This window comes from Streptomyces sp. NPDC039430, from assembly GCF_055639435.1.
On record NZ_JBVKAK010000005.1, the window covers coordinates 308,769 to 322,824 of the forward strand.

The window sequence follows — 14,056 nt, forward strand, 5'->3', positions numbered from 1 at the left end:
CGTGAGTGCGCGGTGATCGGGTGTCCGTGACGCGGATCTTCCGCGATGGACATGTAGAAACTCCCCAGCCTATGGCTCACATTGTGGTGGACGGGGTCCGACCAGGCCGAGATCCGACAGGACTTGGTGAGCCAGTTCAAAGGGCTGGTTGCGGGGGCCGTGGGGTACGGAGGTGGCGGATTCGAAGCCGCGCTGTGCGGCGAGGGCTCTGGGGCCTACCAGCCCGGTGAGCCGGTAATGCCGCCAGAGGGGAATCGGCCGGCGGGCATCGACCACGATGAGGTCGGGCCGCCGCCAGACGACCAGCGCCCAGGCTCCTCCGCCAGACTCCGAGCCCGAGTCGGCCCAGGCCCCGACCAGGGGCGCGTCCTCGGCGGCGCCCACTGCTTCGAGTGCCACCAGCGCGGGGTTGCTGAAGCGGCCGGTGACATGGAGGAGGAGTCGTCCGTGACGGTGTACGTCGCGCCCCTTCTCGGCGAGGGACCATACGGCGTCGGCGAGGGGATCGTCCTGGACGACGTCCGACGCGACATCGAGCACGGCGGCCGGGTCCACGGCCGGGCCGAAAGCTGTGTCGAGCAGTGTCGTGTACTCCGTGACGTACGTGGAATCCACTGCGGGAAGTAGGTAGCCGACTGCCTGGGAGGCTTCGTTGAAGGCGAGTGTCTCAGGGGTGATTTCGTAGCGTGGGGCGTGGCTTCGGAGCACGGCGAGGGCGACTGCTGCGAGGCTGCCGACCTGGGGCTCGATCCGCTGGGGGAGGTCGTTTCGGTTCAGTGCACGGACGGCCTGGGAGAGCAGTGGCACCCAGCCGGTGTGCGCCGGCGGCCAGGCGCCTGCCGCGACGGTCCACAGGGTCAGCCGGACGACGAGCATGCGCTCCGGTGGGCCCAGATGGGGAGCGAGGGCGACGAGGCGCTCCACCCAACGCCGGTATCTACGGCGGACTTCCTGGTCGGCCTGCCGGAGGTCGGGCAGGGTGGCGGCGCTGCTCGCTTCCGCATCGGCTGCCTCGGGGGCGTGCTCTGCTGCCACGGCCTCCGCGTCGTCATCGTCGAGGGTGGCTTCGATGTCATCGATGAACCGCTCGTCCCAGGAGACGGGCAGCAGGTCCTGAAAGGAGGTGCTGATGTCGGTGGGCAGGGGGAGCCCCAGCGCGAAGCGCGTGAGCGGATGTCCGACGCGTCCGGCGCATTCGTCCAGATAGCGCTCCCAGCCGTCCTCGTCGCCGTCCAGCGGGGCCGTCGTGACCGCACCGCCAGTGCTGCTGCTTGCGGATACGCCCGCTGGGGTGGGGGTCAGTCCCGTACGGAGGGTTTCCAGGTCGCCCAGGAATCGTTCGGCGAGCCGGGGATCCGCGAACAGGTCGGGAGGCCGTGTCGTGGGGGCCTGGGACTGGATCGGGGTCATTCGGCGCAGGGCACGGTCAGGGTCGACGACGAACACGATGTTGCCGAAGCTCGGTACGCCGTCGCTGTCGACTACGACCAGGCGCACACGGCTGCCCGCATCGGCCGGAGCCGTCACCGTCAGCGTGGCCTGTCCGGGCGGGATGTCGGCGATGCGCTCCCACGCCTCCGGCGGCGCTGCGGCCTGAGACAACTCCAGGTGAGCGGTGTCGGAGAGAGGCCGGGCCACGCTGATCTCCAGGCCGTCCGGTACGCGTAGGGCCCCGAGCAGCAGCGGCCCACTGCCAGCGATGGGGCGGGGAAGGGGCGGCACTGTGTGCAGCCGGGCGGCGGGCTCGTCGGTGCCGTCCGGAAGGAGGGTGGCCGTGATGGGGGCGATGATGCCGAGTTCGCAGTTGCCGCCGTCGCTCTGGGAAAGCAGCAGGGCCGCAGCGGAGAGGTTCGGGCTGCCGGTCAGGGCCCACCGCTGCCCCTCGGAGACCCACTCGACGAGTTTCCCGTGGCGGTACCGCTGGTCGTTGTCGCTGATGACGCGTCCGTCGTACTCCTTCACCAGGGCGGCGACCGACGGACCGTCGAGATCGCTGAGTCCGGGCTGGTAGGCGAGGGTGAATTGGCTCGGACGGAAGCGTTCGAGCAGCCGCCGCAGTGCCATCGAGCGCCGGTCGTAGAAGGGCGCGGACACGGCCAGTTCGTCGACAGGCCCCTGCGGCAGCTGATCGATGATCGGGGAACGCAGACTGCTGACGACGCGGACCCGTGGCGCCGTGGGCGTCCTGTCGCGGTGGAGCCGGTCCAGCAGTGCTGCGACCCGACCCAGCGCCTGTGGCACTCCGGCGGAGAACCTCACCTTTTCCGGGAGGCCGCGCAGCCATGCCGACAGCTCCGAAACTGCGGTCGGACTCTGCTCGCGTCCACCCGCAGAACCGTCCACAGTTCGGCGTTGGCCTGCCAGCCGGCCAGCGTGGTGTTGCCGGAGCCGAGGGCGATGGTGGCGTGCTCCGGTCCGGCGAGGACCATCAGCTTGGGATGGAACGCTGCACCCTGGGCGTAGGCCAGACCGGCGAGGTAGCTACGGCCAGCCCGCCGGACGGATCGGGGATCGTTGCGGGTCATGGAGACGTCTCCCGCCACCGTGACGCGTGCGCCGGTGGCCTGAGTGACGCCGAGGGCGACCTCCTCGAAGAAGCCGAGATCGGCGGTGAAGCTGAGGAAGAGCGCTTCTTCCAGACCCCGCCCGCCCGTGCGCTCCTCGTCGAGGATGAGAGTCAGAGGCGAGGCGAACGCGGTCGGTGGCTCCACCACTCCCGATGCCGGTGCGGTCTCAGTCAACGAGAGCCCTCCCGCTACTGGTCACCGACCAGTGCTGGTCGTGGTAGCGCAGTACCCCACAGGTGGCCAGGACGGTCCCGAGCTGGTCCAGCCGTAGCCCGACGTCACCGCGCCCCTCCTGGCTCGTCCGGTACAGCAGCCCGCCCCGCTCGTGCAGCCGGGTCGGTAACCACAGCGTGCCGTCAGCACGTCGGCGGGCCTTGGCCAGCGCGATCCGCTGCGACCGCGCCACCAGGTCGTAGGTGAGTCGGCGGGCCACATCGCGCAGTTTCATGGGCCGCGCTTCGTCAAGCCGCCGCTGGACCCATTCCGGGCCGAGTTCGACACCGCGTTGGCCAAGGAACGCGTCCCGGACCCGACCGGTGAGTTCGTCCACCCGACGGGCACTGGTGGCAAGCACCCGCAGTTCGGCGAGGGGCAAGGGATCACCCGCCCACCTCAGGTCGTGCTCGGCGGGCAACGGCGCTCCGGACGTGCTCTGCGTCGCGGGAAGGGAGGACAGGAACGCGTCCACCGTCATGTCGGGAAGCTCCGCGGCAAAGCGGTCGGCCACTTCCTCGATCGGCACCAGCCCGTCGACCTGCTCCACGAGCCAGGACCACAGGCGGCGCCACGCTCCGACGGAGTAGTTCCGCAGCACCGCTCCGCGCCAGGCACCGGCCGCGTCGATGCCGCAGGTCACGGGATCGGTGGTCAGGAAGTCGCCGAAAGCGAGCACATGGCCGATGTCGCGGGTGAAATATCGGACGGGATGTGTGGCGACCACACGAGCCAGAAGCTGAATTGTCTGTCGTCGCGCTGCCGAGCGGGAACCTGCTTCGGCCGGTGCACCGGGCTTGCACATGAGGTTCGCCAGCCACGCCCCGTCAGGATGCTCACCGCCCACACACACGCACAGCCGGTCCCCGAAAGAGGCGAGATCATCCACGTTCAGCGTGTCCTCGGCGGTCAGTTCGAGCAGCCCGCCCAGCCCAGCTCGTAGTGCCGCGGCCTCCAACCGCGGTCCGGGAACCGGCATGGGGCCCGCACCGAGGATGCCGAGCGCGACCTCGGATCCGGCGTACGGTGCCCAGAACCCCCATGAGTTGCCCACGTACCCGTCCTTGCCCGGGACCTCGGCTTCGGACATGGTGACCGTGCCGGCGTGCAGCCGCCGGGCAAGGGCATCGACCCCATGAGCACGCGGCAGCCAGTCCAGAGCCTGCGGATGATGCGCGAACGACACGGCGGCCAAGGCCACTTCCGCGCGGCGCAGCAGAGTCTGGGCGGCCGGGACCGTCAGGTCTTCCGCATCGGCTTGCGCCGCGATCAGCCCGTGCAGTGCGTAGTAACGCCCGTGCGGCGTCTGCGTGGTCACCCCGGGGATCAGGTGATCGACCATGCGCGCCACATGCCGCTCCACCGAGAGCGGATAACGGCCCGCGGCGACGTCCAGTCCGGGGCGGCTCCAGCCGGGTCCGTCCACGAGCTCCGGTGTCTGCCCCTTCTCGCCGACGGCGGCCATGCGCTCAACCATCGGACCGAGAGCGGTTGAACACCGCTGGCCGGTAGGTGCGCCGCGCAGTGAACCCTTTTCGGCAACACGGACCGCGGCTGTGCTCGACCATTTCCCGCTGCCACCCCCCTCAGCGCTGTTCAGTCGGGAAACTGATCCGTCATTCTGTCGCATCTCTCGGGGGAGTGGCACTTCGGATGTGAATCACCCAGCTGGTCGAGACAGCTCGATGGGGCGACTCTCATCAGGGTCTGATAACCGTCATTATCAAATGAAGCTGCACTCCCGTTGTCGGGGTCGGCGTATCGTCTTGTGGCGTCGGGCGGGAATCTGCTGCAAGCGGAGCCGTGACGTGAGACAAGGCCCAGCCTGGTTGCCGAAGCGGCTGATGCGACGATAGATGAGCGGGGGAGGGATGCGCACAGTGGTCACTAGTCTGCCGGACCCGGCACTCAGCTTCCCAGGGCCGCTGCCCCTCCTGGTGTCGATGGCCGACATCGCGACGTTCGCCCGGGTGAAGCGCCCTGTCGTGTCCACCTGGCGTCGACGTCACCCGGACTTCCCCGCCGCCATGTCCGAGAACTCGGGACGGCCGCTGTTCGACGGCGCGCAGGTGACCGACTGGCTGATCGCCTCCGGCCTTGGCAACGCCGCCCCGCAGGAGCTCCGATCCGAGCTTGCCCTTTTCGGCATCATCGCGCTGCGGGACCGTTTCACGCCGTGGCAGCTGGTCGAGACGCTGGGCAGCTTGCTGTGCCTGCGCCGGCTCGACGGCCGGCCACTGGCCGACGATGCGAACGTCTCCCCGGCCTCCCCGCCCGACGCCGAAGCCGACGAGGCCCTCTGGTCCGCGCTGCTGCGCCGAGCCGAACGGATCGATGCCGAGGACGATTTCGTACTCCGCGAGCTTCGCGCGATCGACGCCACGGCGGCCCCACTCGCCCGCCTCGCCGAGGACCTGGCCGAATCCGCCTACGACGAGCGCGGCGCGTACGAGTGGCTGCTGGCCGCCCGCTCCCGGCTGGGCCTGGACTCCCTCGCCGCAGACGCTGTCACCCCGGAGGTGCGGAGCCTGCTCACCCAGCTCACCGACCTCCGCGTCCGCCTTGAGCAGGGCGAGTCCCTCACGCTCGCCGACCCGCACGCCCGTGCCGGTGACCTGCTCGCCGCGCTCCTCGACGACACGGAGGACCGCGACCGTGTCACCGTCCTCGCCGCCGATCCCGACGACCGGCTCACCCGCATCACCCGCCGCCGCCTGCTGCTGGCGGGCATCAGCGAACTCGACCTCGACGTCCAGACCGGCACCGATCTGGAGGAACGCTTCGCAGACCCGGACCTCGTCGTCACCCAGCTCCCGTACCGCCCCGGCGAGGACCGCTCGGTAGCCGTCGTCCTGACGGAGCTCGAACGCGTCGCCTACCTCCTCCGCCCCGGCTGCACGGCCCTCGTCCTCGGACCGGCCGACGCGCTCGTCGACGAGCTGAAGAGCACGGAGGCCGCCCAGCTCCGCTCTGCCCTCCTACGCGAGAACATCGTCGAGTCGGTCATCGCGCTTCCCGGCGGAGTCCTGCCCTTCCGCCCCGGCTACCGTCCCGCGCTGTGGACGCTCACGCGCGGTCCCGTCCCGGCGGCAGAGGGCAAGGTTTTACTGGCCGACATCAGCTCGGAACAGCTCACGCCGGGTGTGCGCATGCGACTCGCCGAGGACGTCCTCCTCTGGCGGGCAGAAGGCTTCCGAGGACTCGACGGTCACGACCCGCGTTACGGCCGTGTGGTCCCCGTCGCCGACCTGGACCGGGCCTTCGGCGGTCCGCTGACTCCGCCCGCGCCGCCGGCCTCCGCGATCTGGTCCGACAAGGTCACCGAACGCCCCGCCCTGATCGCCGAGGCCGAGGCCCGCCTGGAGCGCGCGACAGCGGATACCCGGGCGTACGAGGACGAGCGAGGCTCTTACCGAGGGGCCGTAATGCGCAGGGTCGGTCGCCTCCCCAGGCGCACCACCCTCGGCAAGCTGATCACCGCACGCAGGGTGACCCGCCTCCCCGGCCACCGTATCGACGAAAGGCAGCTCACCCGGGACGGCCACCACACCGTCCTGGGTCCCGAGGAGATCACCGGCGAACGACCCGTGGGCGACCGCCGCATCGACCGCCTACTGCTGGCGACGGCGTACGAACGGGCGGCGCTCACCGAGCCCGGTGACGTCGTCTACACCCTCGCGCCCCGCCTCGGCGTGTATGTCGACCACGACGGCTTCTCGGTCGTCGCGTTCCCAGCCCGCATCCTCCGCGTCAACGCCGACGCCACCCGCCCGCTCACCCCCCGGGTCTTGGCGGCCCTGCTCGGCACGGCCCGTGGCACGGCCCGCAGTCCCAGCGCCGTACGTCCCGCCCGCCGTATCGAGGACTACCAGCTCCCCGACCTCGACCCGGACGAGGTCCTGCGCTTCGAAGCCCTGCTGGACGAGACCGAACGCCGGGAACGCCTGCTGCGCGCCCAGTCCGACGCCCTCGCCGAGGCTCGCCGCCTGACCATCGCGGGCCTGGCCGACGGCACCCTCACCCTCGGCGAAGCCCGAACCATCAACCGCACGTAACCCATCCACACCACCCACCGACGAGTCGGAAGAAGGAACGATGCCACCCCGCAAGCGAGCCGCGGCAGCCGCCGGACAGGGCGAACTGCTCAGTGTCTCCAGCACCAAGGAGATCCAGGACATCCTGTGGAAGGCTGCGGACAAGCTCCGCGGCTCCATGGACGCCGCCCAGTACAAGGAGTTCGTGCTCGGTCTGGTTTTCCTGAAGTACGTCTCCGACGCCTTCACCGAACGCCGCGAAGAACTGGCCGCCGACCCCGAACTGGCCCAGATCCCCGAGCACCGCCGGGCGGCCTTCCTTGAGGAGAAGGACGAGTACACGGAGAAGAACGTCTTCTGGGTGCCCCCGACCGCCCGCTGGGACCACATCTCCGAGAACGCGGCCAGTGCGGAGGGCGGTGTCGGCAAGCTCCTCGACGCCGCCATGGACGAGGTGATGAAGGCCAACAAGACCCTCACCGGTGTCCTCCCGAAGATCTTCAACCGCGACAACGTCGACCAGAAGCGCCTGAAGGAACTCGTCGACCTGATCAGCGACGCTCGCTTCACGGGGCATGGCGACCGCCCCGCCCAGGACGTCCTGGGCGAGACGTACGAGTACTTCCTGGAGCGCTTTGCGCGGGCGGAGGGCAAGCGGGCCGGCGAGTTCTACACGCCGGCGAGTGTGGTCCGCCTGATCGTCGAGGTGCTGGAGCCCTACGAGGGACGGGTGTACGACCCGGCGTGCGGCTCGGGCGGCATGTTCGTGCAGAGCGGTAAGTTCGTCGAGCGGCGCAAAGGCAAGGACCACACGCACGACATCGCGGTTTACGGCCAGGAGGCCAACGAGCGCACGTGGCGTCTGGCGAAGATGAACCTCGCCATTCACGGTATGGACCCGAAGGGCGTCGGCGACCGCTGGGCGGACACGTTCGCGGACGACAAGTTGCCTGATTTGAAAGCCGACTTCGTCATGGCCAACCCGCCGTTCAACATGTCCGACTGGGCGAGGAAGTCGGACGACAGGCGGTGGCGGTACGGCACCCCGCCGCAGTCGAACGCGAACTACGCCTGGCTTCAGCACATCGTGTCCAAGCTGGGGGACCGAGGCAGCGCGGGCGTGGTCCTGTCCAACGGCTCGATGTCGTCCAAGCAGTCAGGCGAGGGCGAGATCCGCGCGGCGATGGTCGAGGCGGACCTGGTCTCCTGCGTGATCGCCCTGCCGGGCAACCTGTTCCGTACGACTGCGATCCCGGCGTGCCTGTGGTTCCTGACGAAGGACAAGTCCCCGCAGGGAACGAAGGCGTTGGAGGACCGGCGGAGCCGGGTCCTTTTCATCGACGCTGGCTCGATGGGCACGATGATCGACCGCACGGAGCGGATCCTTACGGAAGAGGACCTGGAAAAGATCTCCGACACGTACCACGCGTGGCGGGGCACGAAGTCAGCGAAGGACAAGGGCCTTACGTACGAGGACGTTCCCGGCTACTGCTACAGCGCCACACTGGAGGAGATCGAGAAGCACGACTATGTGCTCACTCCGAGCCGGCATGTGGGGGCGGCGGAAGTCGAGGAGGACCCGAACGCCGAGCCAGTAGAGGATCGGATCGTTCGGCTGACGAAGCAATTGTTCGAGCAGCTAGACGAGTCGGCTCGGTTGGACGCGGTGGTGCGGAAGCAGTTGGGGAGGATCTCTTGAGCACCGTAATGGTGAAATTCGGGGAGCTGCTGGAATATCCGCTACGCAGCGGAGTCACTGTGTCCAAAGACCGTCGAGGCGTCGGCATCAAAATGATCAACATGGGAGAGTTGTTTCGCTACCCCCGACTGGGTGACGTCGAAATGGCGTTGGTTAATATTGACCATGTAGATGCAGATCGATTCTTGGTGCAGCCGGGCGACTTGCTATTCGCCAGGCGTTCACTAACTCTCGAGGGCGCCGGAAAATGCGCCATTGTTAATTCGGTGCCCACGGCAACTACTTGGGAAAGTTCCATCATTCGGGCCAGATTGACCCGAAAGAAAGCGAACCCTCATTTCTATTTCTATCTTTTCCGCTCTCCTCTCGGCCGACGATTGATGGAAAGCATCGTTGAGCAGGTTGCCGTTGCTGGCGTGCGGATCAGTGACCTGCGAGAACTCCTGGTGCCGCATCCCTCGCTTCGCGAGCAGGACGCCGTTGTGGACGTCCTGGGGGTGTTGGATGAAAAGATTTCGGTCAACGAAAGCATCGCGATCACTGTCGACGACCTGGCATCTTCCCTCTACAGGAGAGCAGTAGAGGGGAGTGGCGCAATGCGCAGCATTCCGCTCGGCGAGATCGCAGATGTTAATAGGGTTGCAACGAAGCCCAAGGAAGGAGGGATGCTCAGGTATGTAGATATCGCTGCGGTCGGTGTCGGCACATATGATTGGCCCGCAAGGGTTCCTTGGAGTGAGGCGCCGGGGCGAGCTCGCAGGAAAGCTTTCGCCGGTGACACGATTTGGTCCACCGTTCGCCCTAACCGACGCTCGCATGCCCTCGTACTCGATACTGACCATGAACTCGTTTTCTCCACTGGCCTAGCCGTCCTGAGCCCGAGAAGCGTAGGCCCTGCGCTTCTCTATGAGGTCACGCGCACTGTCGATTTCCAGAACTATCTGGAGAAGGTCGCGGAAGGTAGTGCCTACCCCGCTGTTCGGGCAGAACGATTTAAGCAAGCCCCGGTCGTGCTACCTGCACCCGAAGATTGCGACAAATTCGAGGCGGTTGTAATGGACCTGCGCCTTCGTTCTCACCAAGCGAAGGTGGAGTCCCGCACTTTGGCATCCCTGCGAGACACACTCCTCTCCCAGCTAATGTCCGGCAAGCTCCGCGTCCGAGACGCCGAGAAGATCGTGGAGGACGCCGTATGACCACCGAAAGCAGCAGCGAGCCCACCCACACTCCCGCCCACCTCGACGCCAAAATGACCGAGTCCACCTGGGAGCACCTGGCCCTGGACGAACTCAGCCAGCTCGCCTGGGAGGTCAAAGCCGGCAAGGACCTCGCCCCCGGCACCGGCCACCGCCGGGACTGGGACGACGTGATCCTCCACGACGAACTCCAGGCAGCCATCGAGAAGCTGAACCCGGAGCTGACCTCCACCGCCGTCCACGAGGCGATGCGTATCGCCACCGACCCCGCCTCCCGCGAGGCATACCCGGAGAACAAGCAGACCCACGAGTACCTGACCACCGGCATCCGCCTCACCTACACCGACGAGTTCGGCGCAGAGCAGACCCCCACCGTCCGCCTCGTCGACTTCACGGACCCCGACGCGAACAGCTACCTCGCCGTCAACCAGGTCACGGTCAGGGACACCGACGGCAGCCACCGCCGCTTCGACATCGTCCTGTACGTCAACGGCCTGCCCCTGGCCGTCGTCGAGTTGAAGAGCGCCTCCGACGAGAACGCGACCCTCAAGTCTGCGCACGCCCAACTCCAGACGTACGTCTCGGAGTTCCCGATCGCGTTCCGCTACAACGTCCTCTGCTTGGTCTCGGACGGCATAACCGCCAAGTACGGCACAGCGTTCACGCCGTACGAGCACTTCGCGCCCTGGAACGTCGACCACGAGGGCGAGCGCGTCGACACCAACGAGCCCGGCTACGACGGTCTCGACGCGCTGAACCTGGCCCTGCATGGTCTGTTCATGCAGGAGCGGTTCCTCTCCCTCACCCGCAACTTCGTCAACTTCCCCCCGCCCAAGCCGGGCGAGCCCCTCTCCGGCAAGCGCATCGCGAAGCCGCACCAGTACTTCGCCGTGAACAAAGCCGTGGACGCCGTCGTCGAGGCGTCGCGGACGAACGGCCAGGCCGGCGTTGTCTGGCACACGCAGGGCGCGGGCAAGTCGGAGGAGATGGTGGAGACGGCGGCGCTAGTCGCCCGCCACCCGGCCCTCAACAACCCCACCATCGTCGTCATCACCGACCGCAACGACCTTGACGACCAGCTCTACGACACCTTCCTCGACAGCGAGACCCTGCTCGGGCAGAAGGCCCACCAGATCGACACGCGCGAGGAGTTGCGCACCGAGCTGACGCGACGCAACGTCGGCGGGATCGTCTTCACCACGCTCCAGAAGTTCGGCCTGAGCAAGGAGGAGAAGGACGCCGGCAAGTCCCACCCTCTCCTCTCCGAGCGCCGCAACATCCTGGTGATCGTTGACGAGGCCCACCGCTCGCACTACGACAGCCTCGACGGCTACGCTCGCCACCTGCGCGACGCCCTGCCGTACGCCACCTTGCTCGCCTTCACCGGTACGCCGATCTCGAAGGCCGAGGCCGACACCCGTGCCGTCTTCGGCGAGTACATCGACATCTACGACCTGAAGCGCGCCGTAGACGACGGGGCCACGGTCCGCGTCTTCCACGAGCCGCGTGTCATCAAGGTCGACCTGCCCAAAGGCGTCGACCCGAACAAGCTCGACGAGCAGGCCAACACTCTCACCGAGGGCATGGACGACGCCGAGCGCCGCCGCGCCATCCAGTACGCCACGACGATGAACACCGTCTACGGTGCCGAGGACCGCATAGCGACGCTCGCCGACGACCTGATTGCCCACTGGGAGCAGCGCCGCGAGCTGGTCAAGCCTGACATCGGCGCCCCCGGCAAGGCGATGGTCGTGTGCGCGACCCGCGAGATCTGCGTATGGGTCTTCGACGCGCTGGCCGAGCGGCGGCCCGGCTGGGTCAGCGACGAGGTCGACAAGGGCGTCATGAAGATTGTCTTCCACGGCGACCGCTCGGACCCCGAGCACCTGCGCGAGCACTCACTGCGCAAGTCTCAGCAGAAGGTCGTTCAGAAGCGAGCCAAGGACCCCGACGACGAGCTCGAACTGCTCATCGTGCACTCGATGCTGCTCACCGGCTATGACGCCCCGCCCATCCACACCCTGTACATGGACCGCCCGATGCGGGGCGCCAACCTGATGCAGGCGCTCGCCCGCGTCAACCGTCGTTTCCGTGGCAAGCAGGACGGTCTTCTGGTCGGCTACGCGCCCCTCACCGACAACCTGACCAAGGCCCTGCGCGAGTACTCGGACCAGGACCGCAAGGACCAGACCCTCGGTGCGGACATCGAACGAGCCGTCACCGAGGTCAAGAACGAGATCGCCACCATCAAGGGGCTGCTGGCCGGGAGCCGTTGGAAGGAGTGGCTGGCCGACACCGGCCGTCCCGACTCCCGCAAGCGCGCGCTGCGTCTGATCGCCGACTTCCTGCGTGACCCGAAGAACCCGGGCAACAAAGTCGATCCTCCCGCCAAGCCGCTCTCCGTCCGCTTCAAGGACAGCGCGGCCCGGCTGGACCGTTTCTACCGAGTCTGCGCGATGAGCAAGGAGATCGCCGAGCGCTGCGAGGACCTGGACGACTGGCGTCGTGACATCTCCTTCTTCAGCGAGGTCCGGGCCTGGATGATCAAGCTCGACGCCGCCCAGCGCGAGGCCAGCGGGGAGCCGGTCAGCGCCGAGGTCCAGCGTTACCTGCAGGCCCTCGCGGCCTCGGTCGTAGACGCCGACGACATCACCGACCTGTACGCAGAGGCCGGGATCGGCCGGCTGGACATCACCCGTCTCAACGAGGCGCAGCTGCGCAATCTGGAGAACTCGGAGACCCCGCACCTGGTCACCGAGGCCCTGCGCCGCATGATCCAGCAGAAGATGCGCGAGGTGACCAAGCACAACGTCGTCCGAAACGAGAGTTTCACCGAGCGCCTGAACGACCTGATGAGGCGCTACATGCTCCAGCAGCTCACCAGCGCCCAGGTGATCGCCGAACTCGCCGCCCTGGCGCGGGAGGTATCGGCGGAGGCCCGCCGCGGCGAGCGGTTCGACCCGCCGCTGACCCACGCAGAGCTGGCCTTCTACGACGCCGTCGCACACCGCGACATGGCCGAGGCGATGGAGGGCGGCGACGACACGCTCGCCAAGATCGCCCGTGCCCTCGTCAAGGACATCCAGAAGAACCTCTCCGTCGACTGGCTCTCCCGCGAACCCGTCCGGGCGAAGCTCCGCACCCGCATCCGCCGCGTGCTGGCGATGTTCGACTACCCACCGGAGGAGGAGCGCGAGGCGGTCGACCTGGTCCTCAAGCAGATGGAGATCGTGGCCGCCCTCTGGGCGCCCGCTGCGAAGTAGCAGCGCATACGGGAGGGCGCCCCAGGGGCGCCCTCCCGTCACGGCCAGGTGCGCTCGACGTGGTCGTGCCATACGGCGTAGGCCGCCGGGCTGCTCTTCTCGACGGCCTGGCGGATCGCGTCACTGCGTGCGACGAGAAGCTTGACCATCTCGACGCTGTGAAGCTGCTGGTTGTCCAGGTAGAACAGCGCCGCCTCGCGCTTCAGAACGGGCTGAATCTCCAGATCCCAGATGATCCGCCCGTCCTTCGACAGTGGGACCCAGGACCGGTCGAGACCGTAAGTGATTTTCCTCGTCCGGAACGTCCTGCCCGTCGTCAGGAAAGACGTCCCCGATGCGGTGAACCGTCCGCCCGCAGGCTCTCAGTCCTTCCGCGACACGGCGACCGAGGTTCCACTCGCGCCTAGTCCTCTGTCCGCAACAGACCCGGCGCTACATGTGCCACGTACTGCCGGATGAGCACCGCCCGCTCCGGGTACTCCATGAGCCTCCGCGACCAGTCCCCGGGCTTACCGAGCGAACTGCCGTCTCTCGTTGCGCAGTTCGCCTCCTCACCGGCGGGGTGCACGGCTCGCCCGGCGGTTTGCCATGCGGCACATGGACGAGTGGGGGTATCCGCCAGCGCCGGACGCGTCGTGCGCGGTCGCCCTCGTCGTCGCCGAACTCGCCGCGAACGCCGTGCGGCACGGCCGGGTGCCCGGACACGACTTCGGTCTCCGAGGCGCTCGACACGGCGGCGGGCCTGGTCCGCGTCGAGGTCACGGACGCGGCCGCCACGAAACGGCCCCGGGCGACGCCGCCTCCCTCGGCTCCCGAGAGCGAGTCGGGCCGAGGACTGCTCCTGCTGGATGTCCTGGCCGTGCGCTGGGGTTCGGCACCCCGTCACCCGCTGGGCAAGGGGGTGTGGACGGAAAGTATCTATCGCTCCCTCAATTGCCATTGAAGAAGCCTGCATTGTGATAACCAGGGTTATCGCTGAGAACATGGACTGAGTAACTCCTCCACCCTCTAACGTCTGTTCCGTCACACCGGGCTCGTGCAAAGCGAGAGGCTCACCCCTCTCGCTCACCGCACGAGCCCGGCC

7 protein-coding genes and 1 pseudogene are annotated in these 14,056 nt (G+C 67.6%); 5 read left to right on the forward strand and 3 right to left on the reverse strand.

Annotated features, from left to right (window positions below):
* Positions 1–69: 69 nt before the first annotated feature.
* The 3 genes from ACZ7LS_RS15720 to ACZ7LS_RS15730 are packed head-to-tail and all read right to left on the reverse strand — an operon-like array spanning position 70 to position 4,245.
* The gene (locus tag ACZ7LS_RS15720) at positions 70–2,241 is read right to left on the reverse strand and encodes a phospholipase D-like domain-containing protein (protein WP_385134874.1); all 2,172 of its coding nucleotides are present in this window, start codon (positions 2,239–2,241) and stop codon (positions 70–72) included.
* A 14-nt stretch (positions 2,242–2,255) separates the two neighbouring features.
* Positions 2,256–2,741 carry a hypothetical protein gene (locus ACZ7LS_RS15725; RefSeq protein ID WP_385134873.1) on the reverse strand — a complete coding sequence of 162 codons (486 nt, stop codon included), beginning with the start codon at positions 2,739–2,741 and terminating at the stop codon, positions 2,256–2,258.
* Positions 2,734–4,245: a hypothetical protein gene (locus ACZ7LS_RS15730; RefSeq protein ID WP_385134871.1), complete on the reverse strand. Its 1,512-nt coding sequence runs from the start codon at positions 4,243–4,245 to the stop codon at positions 2,734–2,736. The genes ACZ7LS_RS15725 and ACZ7LS_RS15730 overlap by 8 nt, the downstream gene beginning before the upstream one ends.
* 415 nt (positions 4,246–4,660) lie before the next feature.
* Between ACZ7LS_RS15730 and ACZ7LS_RS15735 the strand changes: the two genes are divergently transcribed.
* The 5 genes and pseudogenes from ACZ7LS_RS15735 (at position 4,661) to ACZ7LS_RS15755 (ending at position 13,915) form a co-directional block, all read left to right on the forward strand.
* On the forward strand, positions 4,661–6,835 hold the full coding sequence (locus tag ACZ7LS_RS15735) for a hypothetical protein (protein WP_385134869.1): 2,175 nt from the start codon (positions 4,661–4,663) through the stop codon (positions 6,833–6,835).
* Positions 6,836–6,875: 40 nt separating this feature from the next.
* The gene (locus tag ACZ7LS_RS15740; protein ID WP_385134868.1) at positions 6,876–8,513 is read left to right on the forward strand and encodes a class I SAM-dependent DNA methyltransferase; all 1,638 of its coding nucleotides are present in this window, start codon (positions 6,876–6,878) and stop codon (positions 8,511–8,513) included.
* The gene (locus ACZ7LS_RS15745; protein WP_385134867.1) at positions 8,510–9,709 is read left to right on the forward strand and encodes a hypothetical protein; all 1,200 of its coding nucleotides are present in this window, start codon (positions 8,510–8,512) and stop codon (positions 9,707–9,709) included. The genes ACZ7LS_RS15740 and ACZ7LS_RS15745 overlap by 4 nt, the downstream gene beginning before the upstream one ends.
* Positions 9,706–12,972 carry a type I restriction endonuclease subunit R gene (locus tag ACZ7LS_RS15750; RefSeq protein WP_385134865.1) on the forward strand — a complete coding sequence of 1,089 codons (3,267 nt, stop codon included), beginning with the start codon at positions 9,706–9,708 and terminating at the stop codon, positions 12,970–12,972. The genes ACZ7LS_RS15745 and ACZ7LS_RS15750 overlap by 4 nt, the downstream gene beginning before the upstream one ends.
* Positions 12,973–13,454: 482 nt before the next feature.
* Positions 13,455–13,915 (forward strand): annotated as a pseudogene (locus ACZ7LS_RS15755) (ATP-binding protein).
* Positions 13,916–14,056: the final 141 nt, after the last annotated feature.